This is a genomic window from Pseudomonas sp. ASL8 (genome assembly GCF_056680355.1).
On the sequence record NZ_CM155278.1, the window covers coordinates 5,488,236 to 5,513,917 of the forward strand.

A 25,682-nucleotide genomic window follows, 5' to 3' on the forward strand; every position below is an offset into this window, starting at 1 on the left:
GACTAAGCTTGCCCGCATAGTGGACTGCCAACAGTGGGCCACAGGTCAAGTGATACGAATGTTTTCGGCGATGGTGCTCGATAACTTGCGCAAAAAGGCTCATCTACAGCGGCTATGGTCCGTGGGTTGTTGGTTTTGCGTTTTGTTTCGTCCTTTGCCCGCAGCATTCCGCCAGCCTGGAACCCTCACTTTTTTTCGTCCACTGCGGCATTTCGTCACTGCGCCTAACGGCTCCCTGACCATGCTGAAATGACCGCAGAGTCAGCTTCAGGAAGCAGTTGCAAGGCGTTGATCGCATTGCAATGGCAACTCGCTTTCTCCATACTGCGGCCGCTTTTTTATCCCTAAAAAACACCCAAACCGTGGAACCTTAGAATGAGCACAGCAATCAGTCCGACTGCTTATAACTATAAGGTAGTCCGCCAGTTCGCCATCATGACGGTGGTCTGGGGGATCCTTGGCATGGGGCTTGGTGTCTTTATCGCCTCACAGCTTGTTTGGCCCGAGTTAAACCTCGGCCTCGAGTGGACGACTTTTGGACGCTTACGCCCATTGCACACAAACCTGGTGATTTTCGCCTTCGGCGGTTGTGCGCTGTTTGCCACCTCTTACTATGTCGTGCAGCGAACCTGCCAAACGCGACTGATCTCCGACAGCATGGCTGCCTTCCACTTCTGGGGATGGCAAGCAGTAATCGTTGGTGCAGGCGTTACGTTGCCGCTGGGCTACACCACGAGTAAGGAATACGCCGAACTGGAATGGCCTCTCGCCATTTTGCTTGCCATCGTTTGGATAACCTACGCTGTGGTGTTCTTTGGCACCATCATGAAGCGCAAAACCAAGCACATTTATGTGGGCCTCTGGTTCTATGGCGCCTTCATCCTCGTGACGGCGATGCTGCATATCGTCAACCACGCCTCGCTGCCCGTGACCCTCTTCAAGTCCTACTCGGCCTACTCCGGTGCGACTGACGCGATGATCCAGTGGTGGTACGGCCACAACGCGGTAGGTTTCTTCCTGACCACCGGCTTCCTGGGGATGATGTACTACTTCGTTCCGAAGCAGGCCGAGCGTCCGATCTACTCCTATCGCCTGTCGATCGTGCACTTCTGGGCACTGATCACCCTGTACATCTGGGCAGGCCCGCACCACTTGCACTACACCGCTCTGCCAGACTGGGCTCAGTCGCTGGGCATGGCGATGTCGATGATTCTGCTGGCGCCAAGCTGGGGCGGCATGATCAACGGCATGATGACGCTGTCAGGTGCATGGCACAAACTGCGTACCGACCCGATTCTGCGGTTCCTGGTCGTATCGCTGGCGTTCTACGGCATGTCGACCTTCGAAGGCCCGATGATGGCCATCAAGACCGTCAACTCGCTGTCTCACTACACTGACTGGACCATCGGCCACGTACACGCCGGCGCTCTCGGCTGGGTAGCGATGATCTCGATCGGTTCGCTGTACCACATGATCCCGAAAATCTTCGGTCGTCCTCAGATGCACAGTGTTGGCTTGATCAACACCCACTTCTGGCTGGCTACCATCGGTACCGTTCTTTACATCGCTTCGATGTGGGTCAACGGCATCACCCAGGGTTTGATGTGGCGTGCGATCAACGACGACGGCACCCTCACTTACTCCTTCGTCGAAGCACTGCAAGCCAGCCATCCGGGCTTCATCGTCCGCGCACTGGGTGGTGCATTCTTCGCCAGCGGCATGCTGTTCATGGCTTACAACGTGTTCCGCACCGTACGCGCCTCGAACCCGGCTGAAGCTGAAGCCGCCGCTCAGATCGCTGTAGTTGGAGCTCACTGATGAGACACGAAGTAGTCGAGAAGAATATCGGCCTGCTGGCCTTCTTCATGGTTATCGCCGTCAGCATCGGCGGCCTGACCCAGATCGTCCCCCTGTTTTTTCAGGACGTGACCAACAAACCGGTCGAAGGCATGAAGCCTCGCCCGGCACTGGAACTCGAAGGCCGCGATATTTTCATCGCCAACGGTTGTGTCGGCTGCCACTCGCAGATGATTCGTCCGTTCCGTGCTGAAACCGAACGCTACGGCCACTACTCGGTCGCTGGTGAAAGCGTCTGGGACCACCCGTTCCTGTGGGGCTCCAAGCGTACCGGTCCGGACCTGGCCCGCGTCGGCGGTCGTTACTCCGATGACTGGCAGCGCGCGCATTTGTACAACCCGCGCAACGTAGTGCCCGAGTCGAAAATGCCTGCCTACCCGTTCCTGGTAGAAAACAAGCTCGACGGCAAGGCCACCCCGAAAAAAATGGAAGTCTTGCGTACGCTCGGCGTCCCTTACACCGACGAAGACATCGCCGGTGCGAGTGCTGCTGTGAAAGGCAAAACTGAAATGGATGCGTTGGTCGCCTACCTGCAAGGTCTGGGCACCATCATCAAAAGCAAACGGTGATATTGATGGATATGGGGATGATTCGCGGCCTGGGCACCGTCGTAGTGATGGTGGCTTTTATCGGCCTGGCATTGTGGGTATTCAGCGGACGACGCAAGGCAGAGTTCGACGAAGCAACTTTGCTGCCCTTCGCGGATGACCCCGAAGCCATCAAACACGTTGAGCAAGAGCAAGCTTCTAGGAGTAACAAAGAATGACTACTTTCTGGAGTCTGTACGTCACAGTCCTCAGTTTGGGTACCATCTTCGCCCTGACCTGGCTGCTGCTGTCCACCCGCAAGGGCCAGCGCAGCGAAGCAACGGAAGAGACAGTGGGCCATTCCTTCGACGGTATCGAGGAATACGACAACCCACTGCCAAAATGGTGGTTCATGCTGTTCGTGGGCACCATCATCTTCGCGCTGGGCTATCTGGTGCTGTACCCGGGTCTGGGTAACTGGAAAGGCCTGCTGCCAGGCTATTCCTACCTGGACAACGACAAGAAAACCGAATTCGCCAATGGCCAATCCGGTTGGACTGGCGTTCACGAATGGGAAAAGGAAATGGCTAAATCGGATGCTCGATTCGGTCCGATCTTCGCCAAATTCGCGTCCATGCCGATTGAAGACGTCGCCAAAGACCCGCAAGCCCTGAAGATGGGTGGCCGTCTGTTCGCCTCCAACTGCTCGGTTTGCCACGGTTCCGACGCCAAGGGCGCTTATGGCTTCCCTAACCTGACCGACGCCGACTGGCGTTGGGGCGGCGAGCCGGAAACCATCAAGACCACCATCATGGGAGGCCGTCATGCGGTCATGCCAGCATGGGGTACTGTGATTGGCGACCAAGGCGTACGTGACGTCGCGGCATTCGTAACCACTCAACTGGATGGCCGCAAGCTGCCTGAAGACGCTAATGCCGACCCGGTTGCCGGTCAGAAGCTCTTCGCTACCAACTGCGTGGCATGCCACGGTGCAGAAGGTAAAGGCACCGCAGCAATGGGCGCACCTAACCTGACTCACCCAGGCGCGTTCATCTACGGTTCGAGCTTCGCACAACTGCAGCAGACCATCCGTTACGGCCGTCAGGGCCAGATGCCTGCTCAGGCGTTGCTGCAAGGCAATGACAAGGTTCACCTGCTGGCTGCTTACGTCTACAGCCTCTCCCATGGAGACAAGGCTGCCGCCGCTGAGTAAAGCGAACGCGTGACCGCAACACAAAACGGCCCCGCCAGTGAAAACTGGCGGGGCCGTTTTGGTTTCTGCTGAATGATGATTTATCCATACGGGCCTCTTCGCGAACTCATTGGCGAAAGCGCAGTATTTTTGCCACCCCCATTACGCTCTACCCGTCAAAAATCGACCATAATTCATAAGTCAATTGATTCAGGTCATTACACCAACATTCGCTTTCACCCAACGCGACCAAAGGTCGCACCCCTAGGCCAGAGCGAGAGGCGTATCATTGGCGCCTTGGCAACACTCTTTTGACCGCAGTCGGCACGCACTGGCTGAGGCTTTTTCCACTGCCGTGGGACGCACTAATGAGCAACCAGATTCCGGTACACAATGTCACTCCGCCGCCTAAAAAAGACAGCGGTGGTGTCGATCTCTACGCTTCCCGTGAAAAAATCTATACCCGAGCATTCACCGGTCTGTTTCGCAATTTGCGGATGATGGGCGGTGCCGGGCTGTTCCTGTTGTACTTCGGTACGGTCTGGCTGAACTGGGCTGGGCATCAGGCTGTCTGGTGGAACCTGCCAGAGCGTAAGTTCTACATTTTCGGCGCCACCTTCTGGCCGCAGGATTTCATCCTGCTCTCCGGCATTTTGATCGTCAGCGCCTTTGGCCTGTTCTTCATTACCGTATTCGCCGGGCGCGTGTGGTGTGGGTATACCTGCCCGCAAAGTGTCTGGACCTGGATTTTCATGTGGTGCGAGAAAGTCACCGAAGGTGATCGCAACCAGCGCATCAAGCTCGACAAAGCGCCGATGTCCGGCAACAAGTTCCTGCGCAAGTTAAGCAAGCACAGCTTGTGGCTGATCATTGGCTTCGTCACGGGCCTGACCTTCGTCGGCTACTTCGCCCCGATCCGTGACCTGACCATTGATTTTTTCACTGGACAGGCTGATGGCTGGGCCTATTTCTGGGTCGGCTTCTTCACCCTCGCCACGTATGGCAACGCAGGCTGGCTGCGCGAACAAGTGTGCATTTACATGTGCCCGTATGCGCGTTTCCAAAGCGTGATGTTCGACAAAGATACCCTGATCGTGTCCTACGACCCACGTCGCGGCGAAAAACGCGGCACCCGGAAAAAGGACATCGATTACAAAGCGCAGGGTCTGGGGGATTGCATCGACTGTACGATGTGCGTACAAGTCTGCCCGACCGGTATCGACATCCGCGACGGCCTGCAAATCGAATGCATTGGCTGTGCAGCCTGTATCGATGCCTGCGACACCATCATGGACAAGATGAACTACCCACGCGGGCTGATCAGCTACACCACTGAACACAACCTGTCCGGGCAGACGACGCACAAACTGCGCCCGCGCCTGATTGGTTATGCCTTGGTGCTGCTGGTAATGATGAGTTTGCTGGCGACCGCCTTTTTCATGCGTCCGCTGGTTGGTTTCGACGTCAGCAAGGACCGTGTGTTGTATCGCGAGAACGCCGAAGGCCGGATCGAAAACGTTTATAGCCTCAAGGTCATGAACAAGGATCAGGTCGATCACACCTACATTCTCGATGCCTCTGGCTTGCCTGACCTGAAACTGCAAGGTCGTCGCGAGTTCAAGGTGCAGGCGGGTGAGATCATCAGCGTGCCGGTTGAATTGTCGAGCGCACCAGAGCAACTGCCGTCGAGTACCAACGAGGTGACTTTCACCCTCAAGGATGCCGATAACAGTGGCACCCACGTTCAAGCCAAGAGCCGTTTCATCGGCCCACAAATTCGCTAAGAGAAGTTAGTCATGTCCGCAGCAAACGCCTCTAGCCCTTGGTACAAGCACCTTTGGCCATGGATCATCATCGGCATCCTCGCCTGCTCGGTGACGCTGACCTTGTCGATGGTGACGATCGCCATCAAGAACCCGGACAACCTGGTCAACGACAATTATTACGAGGCAGGCAAAGGCATCAACCGCTCGCTGGACCGTGAACTGTTAGCCAAGAGCCTCAACCTGCGCGCCTCGGTGCATCTGGATGAGCTGACCGGCGAAACCGACGTGCGCTTGACGGGTAACAGCCAGCCGGAAACCGTGGAGCTCAACCTGATCTCGCCGACGCAACCGGAAAAGGATCGCAAGATCACCCTGGCCCGCAGCGCGTCCGAGCCTGGCCGCTACATCGGCCAGTTGAGTGACAAGGTCGAAGGTCGGCGCTTTGTCGAACTCCTCGGCGAGCAGAACGGCCAAACCTGGCGCCTGTTCGAAGAAGAGCAAGTCCTCAACGGCAAAGAGCTGCAACTGGGCGACGAGCCACTCCAGGGCGCGGAAGACCTGAAAAACTGATCTGACGCAATGACCACGCCAACCCCCTGCTACCACTGCGCGCTGCCGGTTCCTGCCGGCAGCCGTTTCACTGCTGTCGTGCTCGGGGAAACCCGCGAGCTGTGCTGCCCGGGTTGCCAGGCAGTGGCGGAAGCTATCGTCGCCGGCGGCCTGGAAAGCTATTACAGCCATCGCAGTGAAGCGTCGGCCAACCCGGAAACGTTGCCCGTGCAACTGGTCGACGAGCTGGCCCTGTACGATCGCCCCGACATACAGGCGCCCTTTGTGCGCCATGAAGGCGAACAGGCCGAAGCGACCTTGCTCATGGAAGGCATCAGCTGTGCCGCCTGTGGCTGGCTGATCGAGCGTCACCTGCGCAGCTTACCCGCCGTGACCGAAGCCCGACTGAACCTGTCCAACCATCGCTTGCTCGTGCGATGGGCTGACAGCCAGTTGGCGCTGAGCCAGGTGCTCAGCGAATTACGCAGCATTGGCTATGCCGCACACCCTTATCAGTCCGACCGCGCCGCCGAGCAATTGGCCAGCGAAAACCGTCTGGCCTTGCGCCAACTCGGCGTTGCCGGGTTGCTGTGGTTCCAGGCGATGATGGCAACCATGGCCACCTGGCCGGAATTCAATATCGATCTCAGCCCGCAGATGCACACCATCCTGCGCTGGGTCGCGATGTTTCTCACCACACCCATTGTGTTTTACAGCTGCACACCATTCTTTAAAGGCGCCGTGCGCGATCTACGTACACGCCACTTGACCATGGATGTTTCGGTGTCCCTCGCTATCGGCAGCGCCTATGTCGCCGGTATATGGACGTCGATCACGGGCGTTGGCGAACTGTACTTCGATGCGGTCGGCATGTTCGCTCTCTTCCTCCTGGCCGGCCGCTACCTGGAACGCCGCGCGCGCGAACGCACGGCGGCGGCCACGGCACAGTTGGTCAATTTACTGCCCGCCTCCTGCCTGAGGCTCAGCGCCGACGGTCAAAGCGAACGAATCCTGCTCAGCGAACTGCGCCTGACCGACAGGGTGCTGGTGCATCCCGGCGCCATATTGCCGGCTGATGGCAAGATTCTCGAGGGCCAGTCCAGCATCGATGAATCACTGCTGACCGGCGAGTATCTGCCGCAGCCGCGAACCGTAGGCGACGCTGTCACCGCGGGCACACTCAATGTCGAAGGCGCGCTGACCGTGCAAGTTCTGGCCTTGGGCCATGACACACGCCTGTCAGCTATTGTCCGCCTGCTGGAACGCGCCCAAGCTGAGAAACCCCGTTTAGCGGAAATTGCCGACCGCGCCGCGCAATGGTTTCTGCTGCTGTCGCTGATTGCTGCCGCCGTTATCGGTCTGATCTGGTGGGAACTCGACTCATCGCGGGCCTTCTGGATCGTGCTGGCAATGTTGGTCGCTACCTGTCCGTGTGCACTGTCGCTGGCAACGCCCACAGCGCTGACCGCCGCCACCGGCACTCTGCACAAACTTGGCCTGTTGTTGACCCGCGGCCATGTACTGGAAGGCCTGAACCAGATCGACACCGTGATTTTCGACAAGACCGGTACGCTCACCGAGGGTCGATTGGCACTGCGCACCATCCGCCCCCTGGGAGAACTGGATGCCGATCGTTGCCTGAGTCTGGCCGCAGCCCTGGAAAATCGCTCCGAACACCCCATTGCCCGCGCATTCGGGCGCGCGCCGGTGGCTGCAGAAGACGTCCACAGCACGCCGGGCCTTGGCCTGGAAGGCCTGGTCGGCGAACAGCGCTTGCGCATCGGCCAGCCGAGATTTGTCTGCGAGCTCAGCGCCTGCGCGCTGCCACCGACGCCCGACGAAGCCGGCCAGTGGCTGCTGCTTGGCGACACCCAGGGTGCCCTTGCATGGTTCGTCCTCGATGATCGCCTGCGCGCCGATGCCCCCGCGCTGCTGCAAGCGTGCAAGGCGCGCGGCTGGAAGACCCTGCTGCTCTCCGGCGATACCTCGCCGATGGTCGCCAGCGTAGCGGCCGAGTTGGGAATCGACGAAGCCCATGGCGGTCTGCGCCCGGACGATAAACTTCAGGTGCTGCAAGCGCTGCACCAGCAAGGTCGCAAAGTGTTGATGCTCGGTGACGGGGTCAACGACGTACCGGTGCTGGCCGCAGCAGACATCAGTGTCGCCATGGGCTCAGCCACCGACCTGGCCAAGACCACCGCCGACGCGGTACTGCTGTCGAACCGCCTGCAAGCGCTGGTGCATGCGTTCAGCCTGGCGCGGCGCACCCGCCGGGTAATCATTGAGAACCTGCTGTGGGCAGGCCTGTACAATGGCCTTATGTTGCCCTTCGCGGCGCTCGGCTGGATCACCCCCATCTGGGCAGCGATCGGCATGTCCATCAGTTCGTTGACTGTGGTGCTGAACGCCTTGCGTCTGACCCGCATGAAAGGCCTGCAAGACGCCACCCTTCTCAACACCCGCCCGCTGCCAACATGAGTCGGCGGCCGGCTTCGGAGGCTCCATGCCGGCTCTATACATAATGATTCCAGCGGCGCTGTTGATCGTCGCAATCGCCATCTACATCTTCTTCTGGGCGGTGGACAGCGGCCAGTACGATGACCTCGATGGTCCGGCACACAGCGTCCTGTTCGATGATCAGGACCCTCAACACCTGGCCGCCATGGAAGAAGCCACTGGTCACAAGCCGGTACCTCAGGCCGAAAACAAAGACCAGGCCCCGCCCCATGCTTGAACTGGCCCCTCTGCTGGTGTCGGCGATTATCCTCGGCCTGCTTGGCGGCGGGCATTGCCTGGGCATGTGCGGCGGCTTGATGGGCGCGCTGACCCTGGCGATCCCCAAAGAACAACGTAGCCGGCGCTTTCGCCTGCTGCTGGCGTACAACCTCGGGCGAATTCTCAGCTACGCCACCGCTGGCTTGCTGATCGGCCTCGCGGGCTGGGCGGTGGCCAACAGTCCGGGCGCGATGATCATGCGCGTGATCGCATCGCTGCTATTAATTGCGATGGGCCTGTATCTCGCCGGATGGTGGAGCGGCCTGACCCGTATCGAAAGCCTGGGGCGCGGCCTGTGGCGGCATATACAGCCGTTCGCCAGCCGCTTGCTCCCGGTGTCGAGCATGCCTCGCGCATTGCTGCTTGGCGCGCTCTGGGGCTGGCTGCCGTGTGGCCTGGTCTACAGCACCCTGCTGTGGTCGGCCAGCCAGGGCAACGCCCTCGACAGCGCGCTGCTGATGCTCGCCTTTGGCTTGGGCACCTGGCCTGTGCTACTCGCCACCGGGCTTGCCGCCGAACGCACCACTGCCCTGCTGCGCAAACGCGGTGTGCGCATGGCCGGCGGCCTGCTGGTTATCCTGTTCGGAATCTGGACGATGCCTGGGCCTCACCAGCATTGGTTGATGGGGCATTAAGCCCCCTTCCTGCCAGGAAAAAACTGACCCTCCGTCAACGATTTGCCGCCAGAACGCAGGCCGTTGATGCAAATCAACACTGCCCTGAGCACACCTCCCTAGACTCGACGTCATTGCCAGCCTATTCGGGAAATACCCGCATGCTCGACGCCATTCGTTGGGATTCCGATCTCATCCGCCGCTATGACCTGGCGGGACCGCGCTACACCTCATACCCCACTGCGGTGCAATTCCAGACCAAGACAGGGGCGTTTGACCTGCTGCATGCTCTGCGCGACAGCCGCAAGGCTCTACGGCCTCTGTCGCTGTATGTGCATATACCGTTCTGCGCGAACATTTGCTACTACTGCGCCTGCAACAAGGTCATCACCAAGGATCGAGGGCGGGCCCTGCCCTACCTGCAGCGTCTGGAGCAAGAAATCCAGATGATTGCCTGCCACCTCGACCCTAAGCAACAGGTCGAACAGCTGCACCTGGGCGGCGGCACCCCGACGTTCCTCAGCCATGACGAATTGCGCCAGCTGATGGCGCATCTGCGCAAGCATTTCAATTTGCTTGACGACGACTCCGGTGACTATGGCATCGAGATCGATCCCCGCGAAGCTGACTGGTCGACCATGGGCCTGCTTCGCGAGCTGGGCTTCAATCGGATCAGCATCGGTGTTCAGGATCTCGACCCGCAGGTACAGCGCGCCGTCAATCGCCTGCAAAGCCTTGAAGAAACCCGCGCCATCATCGAAGCGGCACATACCCTGCAGTTTCGCTCGGTGAATATCGACCTGATCTACGGTCTGCCCAAGCAAACGCCTGAGTCCTTCGCCCGCACCGTAGATGAAATCATCACGCTGCAACCGGATCGCCTGTCCGTGTTCAACTACGCCCACCTGCCGGAGCGCTTTATGCCCCAGCGGCGGATCAATGCGGATGAACTGCCTGCGCCGGAGCAAAAGCTTGAAATGCTCGAACGCACCATCGAACAACTGACGGATGCCGGTTACCGCTACATCGGTATGGACCACTTTGCCCTGCCCGATGACGAGTTGGCCATCGCTCAGGAAGAATCAACGTTGCAACGCAATTTCCAGGGTTATACCACCCATGGCCATTGCGATCTGATCGGCCTCGGCGTCTCGGCAATCAGCCAGATTGGCGACCTGTACAGCCAGAACAGCAGCGACCTGAATGACTACCAGACCTTACTGGCCGGCGACCAGCTCGCCACCAAGCGCGGCCTGCTGTGCAATGCCGACGACCGCGTGCGCCGAGCAGTGATCCAGCAACTGATCTGTCATTTCAGCGTGAACTTCGCCGGTATCGAATACGCATTCAATATTGATTTCAGGGGCTATTTCAAAGAGGAATGGCCGCAACTCCTGACGATGGTCAGCGACGGCCTGATCGAAATCGATGAGACGGGGATAACCGTGCTGCCAGCGGGCCGTCTGTTGGTGCGCTCAGTGTGCATGGTCTTTGATGCCTACCTGAACCACCAAAATCGCCAACGCTTTTCACGGGTGATCTAACCCGATACAGCTGCCCCTGCCGATTGACGGGGGCGCATTACACATCAGTTACTTTGCAGCGGCTGTGGCGTTTTTATCCATAAGCTTGATCAAGCTGGCGGAGACCGTAAACAGTGCCGCCGTCAATTGCGCCAACTCCGACTGAATACTGCTCACCTGTGTCTGCTTCTGCTCCGGGCTCAGGCTTTTGTTCGACATCACCGCCTGCAATCGTGCCTGCGCCTCGGCGATTTGTTTTTGCAGTTCTTTGATCCGCTTTTGCAGCATTTTGATGGGATCAGTGCTGTCAGTGCTGTCGCTAGCGGCGGCCTTGGCCTTTTCTACCGCTGCAGTGGACAGATTGACCTTCACACTCACAGGCACTTTGCCTGTGCCCTCTTCGTCGGGCGAGGCGGCTGCAGTAGCGGCTCTGGTTTGCGGGGTGGTGGCTTGAAAGCCAGTGCCGCTGGAAGCACTGAGATTGACGGACAACATGAACGGCGCTCCTGATTCAGTTAGGCCATCACTTGTTATCGGCAATAGTACCGAGAGCTTTATCGTCTCGCGTTAAATCTGCTGGCACTGGCCGGAACGGCTTGCGCTGGGTTACCCTTATGGCTTCTGTGTGTTTTCCCACAAGGATTGAAGTCATGTCTGAGCCAGTCAAACTGCGCGCACCTAACCAGGCCCATTGCAAGGATTGCAGTCTGGCCCCGTTGTGCCTACCGCTTTCTTTGAATCTGGAAGACATGAATGCACTCGATGACATCGTCAAGCGCGGTCGTCCGCTGAAAAAGGGCGAGTTTCTGTTTCGACAGGGCGACCCATTTGGTTCGGTGTATGCGGTGCGTTCCGGCGCGCTGAAAACCTTCAACCTCAGCGATGGCGGCGAAGAACAGCTCACCGGCTTCCATCTGCCGAGCGAGTTGGTGGGTCTGTCTGGCATGGACAGCGAAGCCTACCCGGTATCGGCTCAGGCACTGGAAACCACCTCCGTGTGTGAAATCCCGTTTGAGCGCCTCGATGACCTGTCGGTTCAACTCCCACAATTGCGTCGGCAACTGATGCGAATCATGAGCCGGGAAATTCGTGACGATCAGCAAATGATGCTGCTGCTCTCGAAAAAGACCGCCGACGAACGCATCGCCACGTTCCTGGTCAACCTGTCGGCCCGTTTCCGCGCTCGCGGCTTCTCGGCCAACCAGTTTCGCTTGAGCATGTCGCGCAATGAAATCGGCAACTTCCTGGGCTTGGCCGTGGAGACAGTATCGCGGGTGTTCACCCGTTTTCAGTCGAGCGAACTGATCGCAGCCGAAGGCAAGGAAATCCAGATCCTCGATCCGATCCAGCTCTGTGCCTTGGCGGGCGGCTCAATCGAAGGCTGAGGCATGCTATCCATGGCGGCTGCGCTGTAGACTAGCGTCAGCCAATATGCCTCAGGATCCTCTTGATGATTTACGACGAATTCAGTTTCAAATCCCTTATTCGCCCGGTCATGAACTTTCCTAAGCCCGGCGTTGTTTTTCGCGATATTACCCCACTGTTTCAATCGCCAAAGGCCCTGCGCCTGGTGATCGACACCTTCGTGCAGCGCTACATCGATGCCGAATTCAGCCACATTGGCGCCATGGATGCTCGCGGCTTTTTGATCGGTTCAATCGTCGCTTATGAGCTGAACAAGCCACTGATCCTGTTCCGCAAGCAAGGCAAACTGCCCGCAGACGTGTTGTCCGAGGCCTACCAGACCGAGTACGGCGAAGCCTGGCTGGAAGTGCATGCCGACAGCCTGTGTGAAGGCGACGCCATTGTGATGTTCGATGATCTGATTGCCACCGGTGGCACGCTGGTCGCGGCCGCCAATCTGGTACGCCGCATGGGCGCCCATGTCTACGAAGCCGCAGCAATCATCGACCTCCCGGAACTCGGCGGCTCTCAGCGCCTGGAAGACATGTCCATCCCGACCTTCTGTCTGACCAACTTTGCGTTGAGCGATAGATAGCGACAGGGGTGCATCAAGCGCCTGCAGATTTCCGAAATTTCACAATCAAAGCCCCATCTGCTTGGCGATGATCTCATTCATGACTTCACGCGTACCGCCTCCGATTGAAAGGATGCGGTTATCGCGGTACAGGCGTTCTACCAGGCTATCGCGCATATAACCCGAACCGCCGAGGATCTGCACCGCGTCGTAAGTGATGCGGTCGGCGGTGTCGGTGGCGAAGTTCTTCGCCATGGAGATTTCTTTGATCACGCTCTGCCCCGCCGCCATTTTTGCCGCCTGGCGGTAGGTGAATTCGCGGGACACTTCCAACTGCGTGGCCATTTCTGCCAGCCGATGCTTGAGCACCTGGAACTTGCCGATCGGTTTGCCAAATGCCTCACGCTGCCTGGCCCAGCTCAGGCTCTGCTCAAGCGCCAGTTGTGAGGTCATGTTCGCCATCAGCGCCAGTGCCAGGCGCTCATTCTGAAAGTTGCCCATGATGCAGGCAAACCCCATGTTCTCCGCGCCAATCAAATTGGCCATCGGCACCCGACAGTCCTCGAAAAACAGCTCAGCCGTGTCCGACGCCCACCAGCCCATCTTCTTCAACTGCCTACCGACGCTAAAACCTGGCGTCCCCTTCTCTATCAGCAACAGACTGATGCCCGCAAACCCAGGCTCACCGGTGCGCACTGCGACGGTATAAAAGTCGGCGCGTACGCCGCTGGTGATAAATGTTTTGCTGCCGTTGACCCGATAGCAGTCACCGTCTCGCACCGCACGGGTTTGCAGGTTCGCCACATCAGAGCCACCCCCTGGCTCAGTGATCGCCAGCGCCATGATCTTTTCCCCGCTCAGCACCTGCGGGGCAACACGTTCGCGTAGCGCCGGTTGCCCCCACTTGACCACCGGCGGCAAACCAATATCCAGCGAACCCAAACCCGCAACCAACCCGGCAGACCCACAACGCATCAGCTCTTCGCTGGCCGCGACCTTGGCAAATACATCACCCTCATGACTGCCGCCCAGCGCTTCGGGATAACCCATGCCCAAAATCCCGGCAGCGCCCGCCTTCAGGTAGAGCTCACGCGGAAAGCCTTCGGCCTCCTCCCACTCATCGACGAAAGGCAGTATCTCTCGCTCGACAAAACGCCGCACGGCGTCGCGGATCAATTGGTGGTTGGGGTCGAAGTATTCCTGAAAGTCGGACATCGGCGCGCTCCACTGAAGGTCCAGCGAACTTACCGAGCGCTTGCTTGGTTTACAAGCGCCAATCGGTCCTCACGCCGACGCCTCGAACCGGCGCCGAGGAACGACCTGTCACAACGCTATTGGCTTACGTCCTGCAAACGAATGCGCCAATGTACCGCCGTCCACCAACTCCAGTTCACCACCCAGCGGTACGCCGTGGGCGATGCGGGAGGTGATCAGGCCTTTGTTGCTGAGCAACTGGGCGATGTAATGTGCGGTGGCTTCACCTTCGACCGTCGGGTTGGTGGCGAGAATAATTTCGATGAAGGTGCCCTGCTGCTCGATGCGCGTCACCAATTGCGGAATGCCAATGGCTTCCGGCCCGAGACCGTCCAGCGGCGACAAGTGCCCCTTGAGTACAAAGTAGCGACCACGGTAGCCCGTCTGCTCCACTGCATAGACATCCATCGGCCCTTCGACCACGCACAGCAGCGTATCGTCACGACGAACATCCGAACATTGCGGGCAAAGATCGTCTTCGGTAAGGGTGCGGCAAAGCCGGCAATGGCCGACGCCCTCCATGGCCTGACTCAGTGCCAGCGCGAGGCGCGAACCGCCGCTGCGATCACGCTCAAGCAATTGCAGGGCCATGCGTTGGGCAGTTTTTTGCCCGACGCCGGGCAATGTACGCAAGGCATCGATCAATTGGCGAATCAGGGGGCTGAAGCTCATGAGAAAGGTCCGACAAAACAACGAGACGCGGTTTATACCCGCGCCTCCGGTTAGCGTCAATTCAAGCGTCAGCGACCCGGACGACCAGCTTGCCAAAGTTGCGTCCTTCCAGCAGACCGATAAAGGCCTCGGGCGCCTGCTCGAGCCCTTCGACTATATCCTCACGAAACTTGATCTTGCCCTCTTTAACCAACGGGACCATGGCGGCGAGAAACTCCGCGTGGCGATCGCCATACTCCTCGAACACGATAAAACCCTGAATCCGTGCGCGCTTGGTCAACAACATGCGCATCAGCAGCGGCAAATGATCAGTCCCTTCCGGCAGCGACTGCGCGTTGTATTGGGCGATCAAACCGCATAAAGGGATCCGTGCACGGGTATTGAGCAGTGGCAGCACTGCGTCGAACACCTTACCGCCGACCAATTCAAAGTAGATGTCGATGCCATTGCCGCAGGCCTTCGCCAGCTCATCAGCGAAATGCTCACTTTTGTGATCGATGCACGCGTCAAACCCCAACTCATCGACCACGTACCGGCATTTTTTGGCACCGCCTGCGATGCCCACCACACGCAAGCCCTTGAGTTTGGCCACCTGCCCTACCACCGACCCGACCGCACCGGACGCCGCAGCCACCACCAGGGTCTCCCCGGCCTTAGGCTTGCCGATGTCCATCAGGCCCATGTAGGCGGTCATCCCAGGCATACCCAGCACGCCGACGGCCATCGAAGGGCTCGGCAGATCCTTGGGTACCGACACCACTTGCGTACCATCGCAGATGCTGTGGGTTTGCCAACCGGTCATGCCTACGACCAGATCGCCCGGCTTGAAATGGGCATTGCGTGACTGCTCGACGCGGCTCACCGCCCCGCCCGTCATGACGTCATTGACCTGCACCGGTTCGGCATAGGACGGCGCGTCGCTCATGCGCCCACGCATATAGGGGTCTAGGGACAGATAGAGCGTACGCAGCAACACCTGACCTTCCTCCAGATCAGGCAGCGCCTCACGCTCCAGACGAAAATTCTCTGGCGTGGGTGCGCCTTTGGGACGAGAGGCCAGAACGATGCGTTGGTTGAGGATCAATTCTTGCGCCATCAGAGCAGTTCCTTAATCGATAAATTCAGGCTAATACAGAGCAGACCGCTTTGCTCGGCAGGCGTTCGGTCGATATCCAATAAAGCAACCTGTGCAGGCGCAGGCTTGCCCACGATTAGCCGGGGACGCGCTCGGCATGCCGGACCTTCCTCGCAGCCACAAAAAAGCCAGGCACGGGGCCTGGCTTCGGGTCACGCTGAAACGGTTTAGAACGGCAGTTTCATGCCCGGTGGCAATTGCATGCCCGCCGTCATGCCAGACATCTTTTCCTGGCTGTTCTGCTCGATCTTGCGCACAGCGTCGTTCACTGCGGCCGCGATCAGGTCTTCAAGGATTTCCTTGTCTTCCTGCATCAGACTGTCATCCAGGCTGATGCGCTTGACGTCATGACGACCGGTCATCACGACACTGACCAGGCCTGCGCCCGACTGCCCGGTGACTTCGGCATTGGCCAGTTCTTCCTGCGCCTTGGCCATTTTCTCTTGCATCTGCTGTGCCTGCTTCATCAGGCCGGCCATGCCACCTTTCATCATGGGAATTCACCTCAAGTATTGATGGGTCATTTTTGCGTAGTGCCACACAGGCACCACGCACGTCAGTTAAAGAGTCTGAGCCGCCGGAGCATCAACAGGTTCAATCGTATCCTCTCGAATCACCGCGCCAAACTGTTGCAGCATTTGTTGGATGAACGGATCAGCGTGGATCGATGCTTCTGCTTCGCTCTGGCGCTCGGCACGGCGGCGCGAACCCGCCTGAGCCGGGGTTTCCTGTTCTGGCTTGATCAGCTCGATGCTCAGGTTCAAGGTCCGCCCGTGGTATTGATTCAGGGCATCGTTGAGTCGGCGTAGTTGCGTTGTATTGAACAGCGCGCTGTGGGCCGGGTCCAGGTGCAGCAGCCAGTTATCGCCCTCCACGGCCATCAAGGTGCAGTTGGCAGCGATACTGCCAGTCATGCCCGACACCGGCAGCTTCGGAAACAGGTTCAGCCACTCCAGCGCCAGCCCTGTCGCAGGCATCAAGGCCGGTAACGGCTCGGGCTCAACGACCTCGGTCACACTGTCGTGGGCCAGTTCGTCCAGGTAGCTGTAAGACGCCGGGTCAATGTCTACCTCCACATCGAAGAAGTCATCGTCGTCCGGCGGCTCGTCATCACGCTCCATGGGCGCAGGAACGAATGCCACTGACTCCGGAATCGGCTCAAGCATGGCCGGCGTCGCCACCTCGGCAGCGGCCTGCACGTCCTCAGGCTCAACCACGTCAGGCGCGTCGGGAACCGGGCTTGCGGGTGCCGGTATCGGCATGGGCGTCAAGTCCGGCTGTTCGGCAACGGTGTCGAGCATCGGCTCGGGAACGGTTTCGACGACGGGCTCGGAATCGGATTCCGGCTCAGGCATCGACTCGACGTCGGCTTGTGGCTCTGGCTCAGATTTAATTACCGGCTGCACGGCCTTGGGCTCATTCCAGGGCAAATCGACTTCTTCTGCCAGAGCAGGTTCAGGCACGATCGGCGCTGCAACAGGCTCGGCAGGAGCGGGAGCAACGGCAGCTACCGGGGCGGCTGCAACTACCGGCGCAACGGTAGTCGCGCCGGCCACTGGTTGCCTGGAATCAACTGTGGCCTGGTTGATCCCCACTGGCTTTAGCGGCTGCCTCGGTGCATCGCTGCTGTCAGCGGGGCGGAAGGCCAGCATCCGTAGCAGAACCATCTCGAAGCCACCCCGAGGGTCTGGAGCCAGCGGTAAATCACGGCGGCCGATCAGGCCCATCTGGTAGTAGAACTGCACGTCTTCGGCGGGTAACGCCTGAGCCAGTGCCAGCACCCGATCCCGGTCGCCATGACCGTTATCGACACCTTCGGGCAACGCCTGGGCAATGGCCACGCGGTGCAACACGTTGAGAATTTCCGAGAGCACGCCATTCCAGTCCGGCCCTTGCTCAGCCAGATGACGCACAGCTTCAAGCACCCCGCGCGCATCGCCATCCAGCAGCGCATGCAGCACGTCGTACACCTGACCATGATCCAGCGTGCCCAGCATGGCGCGAACATCCGCCGCCATGACCTTGCCTTCGCCGAACGCAATCGCCTGATCGGTCAGGCTCATGGCATCGCGCATAGACCCATCGGCAGCGCGGCCCAAGAGCCACAGCGCGTCGTCTTCGAACGGTACATTTTCGACCGTGAGCACGTGGGTCAAATGCTCGACCACACGCTCCGGCGTCATGTTCTTCAGGGAGAACTGCAGGCAGCGCGACAAAATGGTCGCCGGCAACTTTTGCGGATCGGTGGTCGCAAGGATGAACTTGACGTAGGGCGGAGGCTCTTCCAGGGTCTTCAACAGGGCGTTGAACGAGTGAGTGGACAGCATGTGCACTTCGTCGATCAGGTAGACCTTGAAGCGCCCGCGGCTTGGTGCGTACTGCACGTTATCAAGCAGCTCACGGGTGTCTTCGACCTTGGTCCGGCTCGCGGCGTCGATCTCTATCAGGTCGACGAAACGCCCTTCGTCGATCTCCCGGCAGACCGAACAGGTCCCGCAAGGCGTCGACGTGATACCCGTCTCACAATTCAGGCATTTGGCGATAATCCGCGCAATCGTGGTTTTGCCCACGCCACGGGTGCCGGTAAACAAATAAGCATGGTGCAGCCGTTGGCTGTCCAGCGCGTTGATCAGGGCCTTGAGCACATGGGTCTGGCCGACCATTTCGCGGAACGAGCGCGGACGCCATTTACGTGCAAGAACCTGATAACTCATCGAAAACCGTCGCAACTGGGAAGCGGAAGACCGCCAATGCTAGCGGAGCAAGGGCAAAATTGCATCCGGTGTCATTCTCTAATATGACTACGCTGCTGAAATGGAGGAAACTTCGGCATCGGATTCATCCTGAATCGCATCGTATTGCTCACGCAAAGGAACCGAATGCGGCTGTTATTGAGCGCTTTGTTGTCACTCACCTGCTTATGCTCGTGCTTCAGCTACGCCGCTGAGGCACCTTTGCGCTTTTCGATTGCCGACAGCTGGTCGATGCCATTGGTGCAGATCGACGGCGCTCAGCCAACTGCCGGTTTCCTGTTCGATATCATGCAGAGCCTGGCCCGACAGGTCGGCCGCCCCGCGGAATACCATGTGCTGGCCCGCCTGCGCGTGCAAAGCGCGCTGGATCGCGGCGAGGTCGATGTTCGCTGTTACGCCGCGCAATCCTGGGTACCCAACTTCTCCGGCGACTACACCTGGAGCCTGCCGCTGATGACCCAACGCAACCTATTGATCAGTACCGCTGACAACGCAGCCCCGATCCGCACCGATCAGCTGAATGAACAAATGATTGGCACCGTTCTGGGCTATACCTATCCGCGCCTGCAACCCCTGCTCGACAACCACCAATTGCACCGTGAAGACGCCCGCAGCCAGGAGCAAGTCCTGCAAAAACTGGTGGCAGGCCGTTATCACTATGCCGTGGCCGATGAATGGTCGCTGAACTGGTACAACCGTCAACTGCCACCGGACAAACAATTGCGCAGTGTTTCCATCGTCGAAGAACAAGCGGTAGGCTGCATCGTGCGTAACGACCCGAACCTGCCGGTACAGACCATTCTGCGTGCGTTATTGCGCATGAAGATGTCGGGAGAGATTGATCAGATCATTGGACGCTATGGCACTCAGGCACCACTCCAGCCCGAACAGAGTTCGTCAGCGGGCCGCTAGTACCCGCAAGTGCTGACCCAGACCACCGCGGCGTTCATCGCTAAAACCCTCACACCTGCCTTGTAGCATCAGCGTCACACTGCCTGACTACCCTCCTCCGAAATCATTTGTTACGAACCCAGCCAAACACGCAGGTAACCGCCATGAACGACAAAGACGACGACGCGTTACAGCCGCCTGCTGGCGATAACCTACCCGATGCCGGCAGACGGCGCTTCCTTGGCGGCGTCGCGGCGCTTGGCGTCGGCGCGACCCTCAGCGCTTACGTGTCCGGCAACGAACCGCCACCCAAGCCCGACGACAAGCCTTTAACCGGCGCTGCGCTGGATCAGGCACTGCGCGATAACGTGAAAACGGTGGTCGTCATCTACGCCGAAAACCGTAGTTTCAACAATTTGTTCGGTGACTTCCCGGGTGTCGAAAAACCGCTGGCGGCGCTCACCACAAACGACTATCAACAACGCGACCGCGACGGCAGCATTCTGGAAACCCTGCCCCCGGTATGGGGCGGTATATTGCAGATAGGCCCGCAAACCGTAGACGGCGTGACTTACCCCGCCGACACCCAGTTTCAAGAGCACCTGATCAACGCGCCTTTCGCCCTTGAGGGCCCCAACGGCGAAGACCTGCCGTTGGGCCTGGTCACCCGCGACCTGTGGCATGTGTTTTATCAGAACCAGATGCAAATCAATGGTGGCAAGAACGATAGCTTCGTTGCCTGGGCAGACTCGGGTGGCCTGACCATGGGCCATTACGCGCAAACCCAATACTCCCTGCGCCTGTGGGACGTGGCGACGGAATTCGTGCTGTGTGACAACTTCTTTCAGGGCGCTTTCGGCGGCTCGTTTCTCAATCACCAGTACCTGGTGTCCGCCACCGTGCCGTTTTACCCTGACGCCGCGAACTCACCGGCCAAACAGCAAATCGCCACACTGCAGAGTGATAATCCGCACGATACGCGGCTCAAGCCTCTGGAGAAATCTCCCGCCAGCGCCATGACCGGCCCACCGCAATTCGGTCCAAGCGCATTGACGCCCGACGGCTATGCGGTCAACACCCTGGCCCCGCCGTACTGGCCGACCTGGCTGCGTGACCCCGAGCGCCCGGACTACTCAAAACCGGGTCTGGCCAACGTATTGGTGCCGCAGACCCATGACCACATCGGCGACAAACTGTCGAAGAAGAACATCGACTGGGCGTGGTACGCCGGCGGATGGCAGGCCACCATCGATCAGTTCAAGGACTCTCCCGGCATCCCGAAAATTCCGAATTTCCAGTATCACCACCAACCGCTCAACTACTTCAAAAAACTAGGCCCCGATAACCCCGTAGAACGCAGCAAACGCCTGCGCGACGGCGGTTTGGGTGAAGAGTCCAGAACCAACAAATTCTTTGCCGACGCCGAAGCGGGCAAGCTGCCCGCCGTCACCTTCTACAAACCCCAAGGCAACCTCAACATGCACGCCGGTTATGCCGACGTCGCCTCAGGAGACCGCCACATCACTCGCGCCATCAAAGTCCTGCGCAACAGCCCGCAATGGAAAAACATGGTCATCGTCATCGCGGTCGACGAAAACGGCGGCTGGTGGGACCACGTCGCGCCGCCAAAAGGCGACCGCTGGGGCCCCGGCACACGTATTCCGGCGCTGGTTGTCTCGCCCTTTGCCCGCAAAGGGGTTGTTGACCACACCGTCTATGACACCGCCTCAATCCTGCGCCTGATCACTCGGGTGCACGGCCTGGAGAAGCTGGACGGGCTGAAAGAGCGGGATGAAGAAATGCTGACCCGAGGCCAGGAGCCGATGGGGGATTTGACCAAAGCGTTGCAGTTTTTCGAGGCATAGCAAGGCCCGCACCGAATGATCGGCGGCCGTCAGCCCCTCTTTCGCAGCATGAGGTTAAGTTGATCGACCACCTCGGCCCAGTCGGCGTCTTCAAGGATCTCCTCGCGCAGAAAAGAGGCCTGTGCGGGGCTCCAGAAAAAAGCGTCCTCTAACGCAAGGTCTGCCTTGAGAGGGGCATGTGTAGCGAGGAAGGCGTCAATGCTGACCGGGTCGGCCGCAAGCCCCAGCTGTTGAAAAAGAGCCGGCAGACTATGTACAGGTAATTCCATGAATCACTCCTTGGGCCAGGTTGAGCGCAAGCGGCACAACCTGGCGCGGTCATTGGCGTTCATTACTGGCAGACCTCACGCACCTCGGCATGCGGCACCAGTTTCAGGTATTGGTCCATGCGCATGTGGACCAGATAGTGGTGGTTACCGGCTTCCAGGTAGATGTCCTCCTGGCGGGTCAACATCGGATCGAGCAGCATCTTGATTCCATAGGCCTCACCCAGTGCCGGGATCGCGCCACGCTCACAGTCACCGAACAGGTGCGGCAAACCACTTTCGCGAGTGAGCTGCCAATCCCCACTGGTTTGTATTTTGCTCAAATCCAAATGCCGATCAGCGGGCAACACAGCCATCATGTAATGCCCATGTTGATCATCGAGAATCACCGATTTAGCCAAGCGCTCTGCCGGAACGCTGGCCACCCGCGCGGACTCCAGGCTTGTCGCCGAGTGCGGGTGGGCCACGATGTCATAATCACAGCGCGCCTGTTCCAGGCTACGTTGCACTGTTTTTGCCATACGCATGATGCACCTCCACGCCCTGCACGGAACGGCAGAGCAGATATCTTTAACTTCAAGTTTAGGCAGCGCACGGCGTGACGGCGATTGGAAGGCAGTAACAGTTAAGACTATGCGGCACCGTCGCTAGTCGAGAACGAACTAAGATCAGAACCTGCCTACCTGCCCCTTCTATGTGCTTACTTTCTGATGTAGATCAAATCCCCCTTTACACCAACTCCTATTCTTGAGACAGCACTCACGTTGTTAGGAGCTGAAGATGAAAAAAGCAGGCCTGATCGGCCAATACATACTGATTGCAGCAAGTGCTTTACTGCTGCCATCGGCCAACGTCTTTGCTAACCCGGAAACGCCACCATCAGGGGGCACGGCCGAATACCGTCAGGATTTCGACTGGGTCAAGCACACACAACAGACTCTGGACGACCTAAAGGGCAAGCTGAATCTAACGCCAGCGCAAATGCCGGCGTGGGAGACATGGTCCGCTGGCTTGATAACAGATGCCCATCAGCAACTGGGAAAAGACAACCCCGGACATGAGGGAAAAGGGAGCGCGGCGAAACCGATGGTTGACGAAACAACGCCGGAAAGAATGGCACACGGAATAGAGCGTTTACACGCACAAATCACCTGGATGCAGGCGCATGTAGCTCGTCTGGAAGCGGCTCAGGTTCGCACCAAAACATTTTATGACACATTGAGCACTGACCAAAAAACCATATTCGACCTGTTCTGGAACGGGATGCACCGCAAAATGCACGGGTACGGCGGCTGGGGCACGCACATGCCCATGTCGAGCCCCATGATGGAAGAAAACCAAAACCGAACACGCAAAGAATAAGCGGTATGACACCGTCTATCAGGTAGACATCATGAACATCGACTCGATAAAACGTTGCGCGCTTATTGGCGTGGTTCTGATCGGTACGAGTCTTTCATTACCGGCCACCGCCGATTCGCATGGCGGCGGTCATGGCGGCGGCTGGCACAGCGGTGGCCCCGCATGGTGGGGCGTAGGAATTGGCTTGGGCCTGGGCTGGGAAGCCGCGCACATTGCCAGCCCCTATTACTACCCCGCTTACCCGGTCTACTACTACCCCGCCCCGGTTTATTACTACCCTTACAGGCCGTCCACGGTGGTGATTGAGCCGACACCGCCGATGCCGCCCGAAAGGATAACGACGGGCGCGCCATCAAGCCCTCCGCCCGCACCCAATTGGTACTACTGCGACTCGGCCAAAGGCTACTACCCCTACGTACGCCAGTGCCCTGAACCGTGGCGCACAGTCCCAGCGACACCCCCCGGATCAATACGCTGACCTGCGCAGCGAGTGCGATTCGAGGAAGGAATTCCGCACGTGAAAAAACACCCTTTGAATCGCCTTATAGCGAAAGAGTGGTTAGCTGTTTTAATCGAGGAATTCAGCGTTATGGAGGCAACCCCACCAGCCACACCCCGGCACACAATGTTCCCGCTGTGGCTGCTTCCTTCCGGATCTGACCAGGTTCACGGGTAATCGTTGCGGGGGGACCGATGGGGTCACCATAACGACGCTCACCTGACGGCGAACGGCGCCATTGTACCGGTCTGGCGAGAAGTTACAACCGTTGGTTTTGGATTAAAAATCTGAGGGAGCTCAAGCACTTGTGTGGCAGGGGCTGGCGGCTGTGTACGGCGGGCCCGGCGTTGGGACTTTTGCGTTACCCTATTCGGCCGTGACGCGATGCGTCCTCGCAGGATTCGATCGATGCAAACTAAATTGGTCTGTTATGAAGACCTGTCGGATGTTCAACGCCAGCAATTGCAACACCTTGAAGTGTTGTCAGAGCAGAAGGCCTTTTCCGGGGACATCTACAGCGCACTGAATGCCCTGCAGGGTAAACCGAATGACGATATCAAAGGTTTTGTACTGATTGCCGACGATTATCCCATCGGCTTTTTTATGCTCAAGCGCGGGCCGTTTTTACCGCACTGGGCCGATCAGGATGCCGCCACCCTGCATGCCTTGCAGATAGACCGCAGGATGCAGGGCCATGGTCTGGGGAAGGTCTGTTTGCAGGCTGTCCCGGACATGGCACGCTCGGTGTGGCCTGATGTGGCGCAGTTGATGCTCTCAGTGGATACGGACAATCAGGCGGCGCTTGGCCTGTATCTTGGTCAGGGCTGGGTCGATACGGGGGAAGCGTATCGGGGACGGATTGGTTATGAGCGGCGGCTGTCATTGGCATTGCAGGATGACGCTACCGACCTTCGGTAAGGGTCGTGCGTACGCCCTCACTGCGCCTGCAGCACCTCGTCCGCCCGACCCCCGGATTGCTGAATAACCAAGTGAATGAAGTGCAGCTTGGTGATGACGGCTGGCGACAGGACGAACGGGTAGAAGTCGGGTTGGCCCATGCTCCTAGACAGCTCGTTGAGCATCCCGGCCAGTTCGATCCAGGCGTTGACGAATGAAAGGAACGCAGGACCACCGGGGTGCTGGGGGTCGTAGAGGGTTTCCAGCGTAAATGGCGGGTAGTCGAAGTCCATGTCCCGGGCGCTCATGCCAAAACCCAGGGCGGTGTCGACGGCGTCCATCATGTGCAGGTAGTGGGCCCAGGTTTCAGCCCAGTCTTCCCACGGGTGCATGGTGGCATAGCCGCTGACGAAGCCCTGTTGCCAGCCAACTGGCGCGCCGTTCTGGTAGTGGTGCTCAAGGGCATCGGCATAGCTGGCGCGCTCGTCGCCGAACAGGGTGCGATAAGCGCTTTCCCAGGGACTGTCGGGGATCAGACGATCCCAATAGTAGTGACCCACTTCGTGCCGAAAATGCCCGAGCAAAGTCCGATACGGTTCGTGCATCTGCACGCGCATGGCTTCGCGAAGGGCGTCGTCGGCCTCTTCGATGTTGAGGGTTATCAGGCCATTGGCGTGGCCGGTGGAGGGGCACTTGCCTTCCAGGTCGACGCCGACGAAATCAAATGCCAGACCGGTATCTTCGTCCTGGGCTTTCGGAATCACCTGCAAACCCAGCGCGATCAATTGTGCGACAAGGCGGCGCTTGGCGGTTTCGACTTTGCACCAGCGCTCCGCGTTTTCCGGAATAGACAGGTCGGGAATGGTTCGATTGAGGCTGCACGCGATACAGAATTCACCCTGATCGTGCGCCGAAAACAGCCAGTTGCAGGCAGCAGGCGTGTCCAGGTTGGCGCAGCGTCGATAAAGCTCCAGGCCGGGTTCGTCGCTCAAGCACCAAGTGCTTTGATCAGGCCCCGGCTCGAGCGTGACCAACCTACCCTGCTCCGGCAAATAGCCCAGCGCTGCCGAACAGGCCAGGCACCGGCTATTAGGGAAGAAGATCGACTGTCCACAGTGGCACAGCCAGACTTTGCTGTTACGTTTGGTCTCGCCCACAAACGGCGCGGCAATGCGGGAGCTGAGTTGTTCGAAGAAGCGGTACATGACGATCTCCTTTTGGCGTACTAGCGATGCGTCAGGCAGACCGCGTCGCCTGGATCGCGGGCAAGCCCGCTCCTACAGGTATGTGGTGCAGGAGCGGGCTTG

The 25,682-nt window shown here is 58.8% G+C and carries 26 protein-coding genes and 1 other RNA gene; 17 read left to right on the forward strand and 10 right to left on the reverse strand.

What is annotated here, in order from left to right; all coding sequences use genetic code 11:
• The first annotated feature begins 375 nt into the window (after window positions 1-375).
• From ccoN to hemN, 10 genes are all read left to right on the forward strand, one after another.
• The gene (ccoN, locus tag AC1MEA_RS25160) at window positions 376-1,818 is read left to right on the forward strand and encodes a cytochrome-c oxidase, cbb3-type subunit I (RefSeq protein WP_480417705.1); all 1,443 of its coding nucleotides are present in this window, start codon (window positions 376-378) and stop codon (window positions 1,816-1,818) included.
• Window positions 1,818-2,426, forward strand: coding sequence for a cytochrome-c oxidase, cbb3-type subunit II (gene ccoO / locus AC1MEA_RS25165; RefSeq protein ID WP_480417706.1), 609 nt, complete (start codon window positions 1,818-1,820; stop codon window positions 2,424-2,426). Before ccoN ends, ccoO begins: the two co-directional genes overlap by 1 nt.
• Before the next feature lie 5 nt (window positions 2,427-2,431).
• Entirely contained in the window at window positions 2,432-2,623 is a 192-nt protein-coding gene (locus tag AC1MEA_RS25170; protein ID WP_219060523.1) for a cbb3-type cytochrome oxidase subunit 3, read from the forward strand.
• Complete coding sequence (gene ccoP, locus AC1MEA_RS25175) at window positions 2,620-3,597, forward strand: cytochrome-c oxidase, cbb3-type subunit III (RefSeq protein WP_219060522.1); 978 nt, start codon at window positions 2,620-2,622, stop codon at window positions 3,595-3,597. The genes AC1MEA_RS25170 and ccoP overlap by 4 nt, the downstream gene beginning before the upstream one ends.
• 347 nt (window positions 3,598-3,944) lie before the next feature.
• Window positions 3,945-5,360: a cytochrome c oxidase accessory protein CcoG gene (ccoG, locus tag AC1MEA_RS25180; protein WP_219060521.1), complete on the forward strand. Its 1,416-nt coding sequence runs from the start codon at window positions 3,945-3,947 to the stop codon at window positions 5,358-5,360.
• A 12-nt stretch (window positions 5,361-5,372) separates the two neighbouring features.
• Window positions 5,373-5,912: a FixH family protein gene (locus tag AC1MEA_RS25185; protein WP_219060520.1), complete on the forward strand. Its 540-nt coding sequence runs from the start codon at window positions 5,373-5,375 to the stop codon at window positions 5,910-5,912.
• 9 nt (window positions 5,913-5,921) lie between these two features.
• Window positions 5,922-8,369, forward strand: coding sequence for a heavy metal translocating P-type ATPase (locus AC1MEA_RS25190; RefSeq protein ID WP_480417707.1), 2,448 nt, complete (start codon window positions 5,922-5,924; stop codon window positions 8,367-8,369).
• Window positions 8,370-8,394: 25 nt separating this feature from the next.
• Entirely contained in the window at window positions 8,395-8,625 is a 231-nt protein-coding gene (ccoS, locus tag AC1MEA_RS25195) for a cbb3-type cytochrome oxidase assembly protein CcoS (protein WP_322179894.1), read from the forward strand.
• Window positions 8,618-9,301: a sulfite exporter TauE/SafE family protein gene (locus tag AC1MEA_RS25200; protein WP_219060517.1), complete on the forward strand. Its 684-nt coding sequence runs from the start codon at window positions 8,618-8,620 to the stop codon at window positions 9,299-9,301. Before ccoS ends, AC1MEA_RS25200 begins: the two co-directional genes overlap by 8 nt.
• A 140-nt stretch (window positions 9,302-9,441) precedes the next feature.
• Window positions 9,442-10,824, forward strand: a complete 1,383-nt coding sequence (gene hemN / locus AC1MEA_RS25205; RefSeq protein ID WP_219060516.1) for an oxygen-independent coproporphyrinogen III oxidase — start codon at window positions 9,442-9,444, stop codon at window positions 10,822-10,824.
• Window positions 10,825-10,872: 48 nt separating this feature from the next.
• Here the strand turns inward: hemN and AC1MEA_RS25210 are convergent, their stop codons facing one another.
• Window positions 10,873-11,298 carry a hypothetical protein gene (locus AC1MEA_RS25210; protein WP_480417708.1) on the reverse strand — a complete coding sequence of 142 codons (426 nt, stop codon included), beginning with the start codon at window positions 11,296-11,298 and terminating at the stop codon, window positions 10,873-10,875.
• A 155-nt stretch (window positions 11,299-11,453) separates the two neighbouring features.
• Here AC1MEA_RS25210 and fnr point away from each other — a divergent pair, with 155 nt between their 5' ends.
• The gene (gene fnr, locus AC1MEA_RS25215) at window positions 11,454-12,188 is read left to right on the forward strand and encodes a fumarate/nitrate reduction transcriptional regulator Fnr (protein ID WP_449633181.1); all 735 of its coding nucleotides are present in this window, start codon (window positions 11,454-11,456) and stop codon (window positions 12,186-12,188) included.
• Window positions 12,189-12,253: 65 nt separating this feature from the next.
• Window positions 12,254-12,802, forward strand: a complete 549-nt coding sequence (locus AC1MEA_RS25220) for an adenine phosphoribosyltransferase (RefSeq protein WP_480417709.1) — start codon at window positions 12,254-12,256, stop codon at window positions 12,800-12,802.
• Between the two features lie 45 nt (window positions 12,803-12,847).
• Here the strand turns inward: AC1MEA_RS25220 and AC1MEA_RS25225 are convergent, their stop codons facing one another.
• The 5 genes from AC1MEA_RS25225 to dnaX all read right to left on the reverse strand — a co-directional run bounded on the left by AC1MEA_RS25225 (window position 12,848) and on the right by dnaX (window position 18,556).
• The gene (locus tag AC1MEA_RS25225) at window positions 12,848-13,996 is read right to left on the reverse strand and encodes an acyl-CoA dehydrogenase family protein (RefSeq protein ID WP_480417710.1); all 1,149 of its coding nucleotides are present in this window, start codon (window positions 13,994-13,996) and stop codon (window positions 12,848-12,850) included.
• 108 nt (window positions 13,997-14,104) lie between these two features.
• Window positions 14,105-14,707: a recombination mediator RecR gene (gene recR, locus AC1MEA_RS25230; RefSeq protein ID WP_219060511.1), complete on the reverse strand. Its 603-nt coding sequence runs from the start codon at window positions 14,705-14,707 to the stop codon at window positions 14,105-14,107.
• Between the two features lie 61 nt (window positions 14,708-14,768).
• A complete protein-coding gene (locus tag AC1MEA_RS25235; protein ID WP_480417711.1) occupies window positions 14,769-15,803 on the reverse strand; it encodes an NADP-dependent oxidoreductase in 1,035 nt (344 codons plus the stop codon).
• Window positions 15,804-16,009: 206 nt separating this feature from the next.
• A complete protein-coding gene (locus tag AC1MEA_RS25240) occupies window positions 16,010-16,336 on the reverse strand; it encodes a YbaB/EbfC family nucleoid-associated protein (RefSeq protein WP_219060509.1) in 327 nt (108 codons plus the stop codon).
• A 66-nt stretch (window positions 16,337-16,402) separates the two neighbouring features.
• The gene (dnaX, locus tag AC1MEA_RS25245; RefSeq protein WP_480417712.1) at window positions 16,403-18,556 is read right to left on the reverse strand and encodes a DNA polymerase III subunit gamma/tau; all 2,154 of its coding nucleotides are present in this window, start codon (window positions 18,554-18,556) and stop codon (window positions 16,403-16,405) included.
• 165 nt (window positions 18,557-18,721) lie between these two features.
• On the opposite strand from dnaX, the gene AC1MEA_RS25250 reads away from it, so the two are divergent.
• Window positions 18,722-19,507, forward strand: a complete 786-nt coding sequence (locus AC1MEA_RS25250; RefSeq protein ID WP_480417713.1) for a substrate-binding periplasmic protein — start codon at window positions 18,722-18,724, stop codon at window positions 19,505-19,507.
• 143 nt (window positions 19,508-19,650) lie between these two features.
• Entirely contained in the window at window positions 19,651-21,351 is a 1,701-nt protein-coding gene (locus AC1MEA_RS25255) for an acid phosphatase (RefSeq protein ID WP_480417714.1), read from the forward strand.
• A gap of 29 nt (window positions 21,352-21,380) precedes the next feature.
• Here AC1MEA_RS25255 and AC1MEA_RS25260 read toward each other — a convergent pair whose 3' ends face one another.
• Both AC1MEA_RS25260 and AC1MEA_RS25265 read right to left on the reverse strand, forming a co-directional pair.
• Window positions 21,381-21,620: a DUF2789 domain-containing protein gene (locus AC1MEA_RS25260; RefSeq protein WP_449633174.1), complete on the reverse strand. Its 240-nt coding sequence runs from the start codon at window positions 21,618-21,620 to the stop codon at window positions 21,381-21,383.
• 62 nt (window positions 21,621-21,682) lie between these two features.
• Entirely contained in the window at window positions 21,683-22,144 is a 462-nt protein-coding gene (locus AC1MEA_RS25265) for an aminoacyl-tRNA deacylase (protein WP_219060504.1), read from the reverse strand.
• Between the two features lie 253 nt (window positions 22,145-22,397).
• Here AC1MEA_RS25265 and AC1MEA_RS25270 point away from each other — a divergent pair, with 253 nt between their 5' ends.
• Complete coding sequence (locus tag AC1MEA_RS25270) at window positions 22,398-22,979, forward strand: Spy/CpxP family protein refolding chaperone (RefSeq protein WP_480417715.1); 582 nt, start codon at window positions 22,398-22,400, stop codon at window positions 22,977-22,979.
• Between the two features lie 31 nt (window positions 22,980-23,010).
• Window positions 23,011-23,457 (forward strand): hypothetical protein, encoded by a 447-nt coding sequence (locus AC1MEA_RS25275; protein ID WP_480916256.1) that lies wholly within the window; start codon window positions 23,011-23,013, stop codon window positions 23,455-23,457.
• 121 nt (window positions 23,458-23,578) lie between these two features.
• Here the strand turns inward: AC1MEA_RS25275 and ffs are convergent.
• Window positions 23,579-23,675: signal recognition particle sRNA small type (ffs, locus tag AC1MEA_RS25280), an RNA gene on the reverse strand.
• Window positions 23,676-23,886: 211 nt separating this feature from the next.
• On the opposite strand from ffs, the gene AC1MEA_RS25285 reads away from it, so the two are divergent.
• The gene (locus AC1MEA_RS25285; RefSeq protein WP_480916257.1) at window positions 23,887-24,396 is read left to right on the forward strand and encodes a GNAT family N-acetyltransferase; all 510 of its coding nucleotides are present in this window, start codon (window positions 23,887-23,889) and stop codon (window positions 24,394-24,396) included.
• A 17-nt stretch (window positions 24,397-24,413) separates the two neighbouring features.
• On the opposite strand, the gene AC1MEA_RS25290 is transcribed toward AC1MEA_RS25285, so the two are convergent.
• A complete protein-coding gene (locus tag AC1MEA_RS25290) occupies window positions 24,414-25,580 on the reverse strand; it encodes a zinc-binding metallopeptidase family protein (protein WP_480916258.1) in 1,167 nt (388 codons plus the stop codon).
• Between the last annotated feature and the right edge of the window lie 102 nt (window positions 25,581-25,682).

Excerpts from the sequence above, each read along its gene's own strand:
- ccoN (WP_480417705.1), top strand. The coding sequence starts at position 376 with ATGAGCACAGCAATCAGTCCGACTGCTTATAACTATAAGGTAGTCCGC.
- ccoO (WP_480417706.1), top strand. The coding sequence starts at position 1,818 with ATGAGACACGAAGTAGTCGAGAAGAATATCGGCCTGCTGGCCTTCTTC.
- AC1MEA_RS25170 (WP_219060523.1), top strand. The coding sequence starts at position 2,432 with ATGGATATGGGGATGATTCGCGGCCTGGGCACCGTCGTAGTGATGGTG.
- ccoP (WP_219060522.1), top strand. The coding sequence starts at position 2,620 with ATGACTACTTTCTGGAGTCTGTACGTCACAGTCCTCAGTTTGGGTACC.
- ccoG (WP_219060521.1), top strand. The coding sequence starts at position 3,945 with ATGAGCAACCAGATTCCGGTACACAATGTCACTCCGCCGCCTAAAAAA.
- AC1MEA_RS25185 (WP_219060520.1), top strand. The coding sequence starts at position 5,373 with ATGTCCGCAGCAAACGCCTCTAGCCCTTGGTACAAGCACCTTTGGCCA.
- AC1MEA_RS25190 (WP_480417707.1), top strand. The coding sequence starts at position 5,922 with ATGACCACGCCAACCCCCTGCTACCACTGCGCGCTGCCGGTTCCTGCC.
- ccoS (WP_322179894.1), top strand. The coding sequence starts at position 8,395 with ATGCCGGCTCTATACATAATGATTCCAGCGGCGCTGTTGATCGTCGCA.
- AC1MEA_RS25200 (WP_219060517.1), top strand. The coding sequence starts at position 8,618 with ATGCTTGAACTGGCCCCTCTGCTGGTGTCGGCGATTATCCTCGGCCTG.
- hemN (WP_219060516.1), top strand. The coding sequence starts at position 9,442 with ATGCTCGACGCCATTCGTTGGGATTCCGATCTCATCCGCCGCTATGAC.
- AC1MEA_RS25210 (WP_480417708.1), bottom strand. The coding sequence starts at position 11,298 with ATGTTGTCCGTCAATCTCAGTGCTTCCAGCGGCACTGGCTTTCAAGCC.
- fnr (WP_449633181.1), top strand. The coding sequence starts at position 11,454 with ATGTCTGAGCCAGTCAAACTGCGCGCACCTAACCAGGCCCATTGCAAG.
- AC1MEA_RS25220 (WP_480417709.1), top strand. The coding sequence starts at position 12,254 with ATGATTTACGACGAATTCAGTTTCAAATCCCTTATTCGCCCGGTCATG.
- AC1MEA_RS25225 (WP_480417710.1), bottom strand. The coding sequence starts at position 13,996 with ATGTCCGACTTTCAGGAATACTTCGACCCCAACCACCAATTGATCCGC.
- recR (WP_219060511.1), bottom strand. The coding sequence starts at position 14,707 with ATGAGCTTCAGCCCCCTGATTCGCCAATTGATCGATGCCTTGCGTACA.
- AC1MEA_RS25235 (WP_480417711.1), bottom strand. The coding sequence starts at position 15,803 with ATGGCGCAAGAATTGATCCTCAACCAACGCATCGTTCTGGCCTCTCGT.
- AC1MEA_RS25240 (WP_219060509.1), bottom strand. The coding sequence starts at position 16,336 with ATGATGAAAGGTGGCATGGCCGGCCTGATGAAGCAGGCACAGCAGATG.
- dnaX (WP_480417712.1), bottom strand. The coding sequence starts at position 18,556 with ATGAGTTATCAGGTTCTTGCACGTAAATGGCGTCCGCGCTCGTTCCGC.
- AC1MEA_RS25250 (WP_480417713.1), top strand. The coding sequence starts at position 18,722 with ATGCGGCTGTTATTGAGCGCTTTGTTGTCACTCACCTGCTTATGCTCG.
- AC1MEA_RS25255 (WP_480417714.1), top strand. The coding sequence starts at position 19,651 with ATGAACGACAAAGACGACGACGCGTTACAGCCGCCTGCTGGCGATAAC.
- AC1MEA_RS25260 (WP_449633174.1), bottom strand. The coding sequence starts at position 21,620 with ATGGAATTACCTGTACATAGTCTGCCGGCTCTTTTTCAACAGCTGGGG.
- AC1MEA_RS25265 (WP_219060504.1), bottom strand. The coding sequence starts at position 22,144 with ATGCGTATGGCAAAAACAGTGCAACGTAGCCTGGAACAGGCGCGCTGT.
- AC1MEA_RS25270 (WP_480417715.1), top strand. The coding sequence starts at position 22,398 with ATGAAAAAAGCAGGCCTGATCGGCCAATACATACTGATTGCAGCAAGT.
- AC1MEA_RS25275 (WP_480916256.1), top strand. The coding sequence starts at position 23,011 with ATGAACATCGACTCGATAAAACGTTGCGCGCTTATTGGCGTGGTTCTG.
- AC1MEA_RS25285 (WP_480916257.1), top strand. The coding sequence starts at position 23,887 with ATGCAAACTAAATTGGTCTGTTATGAAGACCTGTCGGATGTTCAACGC.
- AC1MEA_RS25290 (WP_480916258.1), bottom strand. The coding sequence starts at position 25,580 with ATGTACCGCTTCTTCGAACAACTCAGCTCCCGCATTGCCGCGCCGTTT.